Annotated in this window: 2 protein-coding genes; both read left to right on the top strand. The window is 28.6% G+C overall.

What is annotated here, in order from left to right; translation table 11 throughout:
• The first annotated feature begins 160 nt into the window (after positions 1–160).
• Positions 161–1432 carry a hypothetical protein gene (locus HGPT_RS08130; protein WP_019139350.1) on the top strand — a complete coding sequence of 424 codons (1272 nt, stop codon included), beginning with the start codon at positions 161–163 and terminating at the stop codon, positions 1430–1432.
• A gap of 74 nt (positions 1433–1506) precedes the next feature.
• Positions 1507–2011 (top strand): G5 domain-containing protein (locus HGPT_RS08790; RefSeq protein WP_172633959.1); only part of this gene is annotated, 505 nt, incomplete at its 3' end.

Raw genomic sequence — 2011 nt, forward strand, 5'->3', positions numbered from 1 at the left:
AAATATTAAGGTATATTCCTGATGTAATAAAACTTTATTGAAGGAGGGTAGTGGGAATAGGTCAATTTGTTAAAAAAACTTTTTTAAGTTTTTTTGTTGTAACTATTTTTTAATAAAGAAGGGAGGAAGAATAGATAGGTAATCTATTCAACTAAATATAATGAGTAAAAATAAGAATAAACTAAGAAGAACATTAGCCTTAACGGCATCAGTGGCAATAATGGGAACTAGTATTCCATTTAATGTGTTGGCTAATGGTGAGTTAGAAAAGGCTGTGACAAAAGAAATTGTTGCAAATAACAACGCAACTAGTATTAAGGAAGATGCACCTGGGGAAAATGAGAAATTAGAGATGTCTGAAGAAAAACCCGAAGAAGCTGTTAAAGCTATTAGTGATGACCCAAGATATGCATTGTTTAATGATGTTCCAGAATCTGTTTTGGAAGGTGGGGTGGATTTAGCTACAGATGAAGAAAAAGCTCAGGGTAAATTTAACAGAATAACATCTGTAAAAGTTGCTAAAGATCCAAACAACAAAAATCAAAATGACTATGTATTAAAAATCGAGGGCGAAACGAACACAACTTCAGATACGATGTTCTATATAATGCCGAAGATAAGATATTTTGACATTAACAAAGAAGAATTAAAAGATTTAAAAACAGAGGAGGAAATCTTAAATAAAATTAAATTAACTGAATCTAAAATTTCATATAATCCTAATTATAAAAATTGGATAGTTGATTCGATTAGGGCTAGTTTAAAGGGACAGGAAGATAATGAAGAAATTGGTTGGGTAAAAAGTCAAAGAGTTTCAATTGAAAATGTTTCAGATAATGTAAAATCTATAAGATATAGCGTTATTATGGATATTCAACATACGGAATCAGATTTATATACTAAAAAAACTGGGGAAAAACTACCTCTAGATATTAATGCAAAAAACTCTAATGGGTTAATTCAAATAGGAAAAGCGAATGTGCCTGTTTTGAACGCAAAAGTGGAACAAGATGAACCTATAGTCACATTTAATAAAGGGAAAACCACTGAAGGTTCTGTAAAAGTAAACAATGTAGATGATTTAAAAATTTATTCAGATATAAATAAAACTTATGAGTTAATATCAGAAAACAAAACATTTATTCTAAACCCAAATCAGTTTATTTTATTGGCTACAATACCTTTTTCAAATAATTATATTGAAGGAGAAAATCCTCTTGAATACAATTTTATTTTAAATAAAGAAAATTTTTCATTCGACAATGATTCTGAATTTGCCAAGATTAATGAAAAAGAAGCAATTAGCGACAATGGTGTTATAGTAAAAACCACAACTAAAAATAATTTCATTATAAAATATAAAAGCAGAGAGATTGTTGAAAACTCAAATCTTTTGATACACATTTTTTTAAAACTGATAAAAATAAAATAGATGAAGAAGGATTTAAAGGGCGAATTTTCGATTTTCAGTCAAATAATGGTGATATTACCTTCAATTATAATAGTGTGGGAGACGATAAAAGAAGTAAAATATCAGGATTTGCTATTGGCGAGTTGATTTTTAAGAAAATAAACCCTAGATTTGAACATAAATACAAAGAAGCAATCACTTTAAAAGATATTACAAAAATTAATGAAGACGGTAGCTATAACATACCTTTCGCAGAGCTTGTAATTAAGCAAAATGGTGAAGAGATAAAAAGAATAAAATATAACGTAAGTGGAAAATTAAAAGTTTCATCAGGAAGTTCTTTTTCTGAATTATATAAAATCACCCATGAAGACAGGGAAGAGGTTGTAGAAATTCCCATTGAAGAAGAAAGAGTTGCCGATGATAATATGCTTAAAGGTAAAGAAAAAGTAATCCAAGAAGGAGAAGCGGGTAGTAAAAAAATAATTTATGATGTTCAATTTGTAGATGGAAAAGAAAATTCTAAAATTGAAAAATCTTCTGAGATTATTAAGCCTATGAAGCCTAGAATTATTCATTATGGAACTGCTGAAAAATCAA

The organism is Peptoniphilus timonensis JC401, assembly GCF_000312025.1.
GTDB lineage: Bacteria > Bacillota > Clostridia > Tissierellales > Peptoniphilaceae > Peptoniphilus_A > Peptoniphilus_A timonensis.

Bases quoted from the DNA above. Each gene is read 5' to 3' on its own strand.
- HGPT_RS08130 (WP_019139350.1), top strand. From the start codon at position 161: ATGAGTAAAAATAAGAATAAACTAAGAAGAACATTAGCCTTAACGGCA.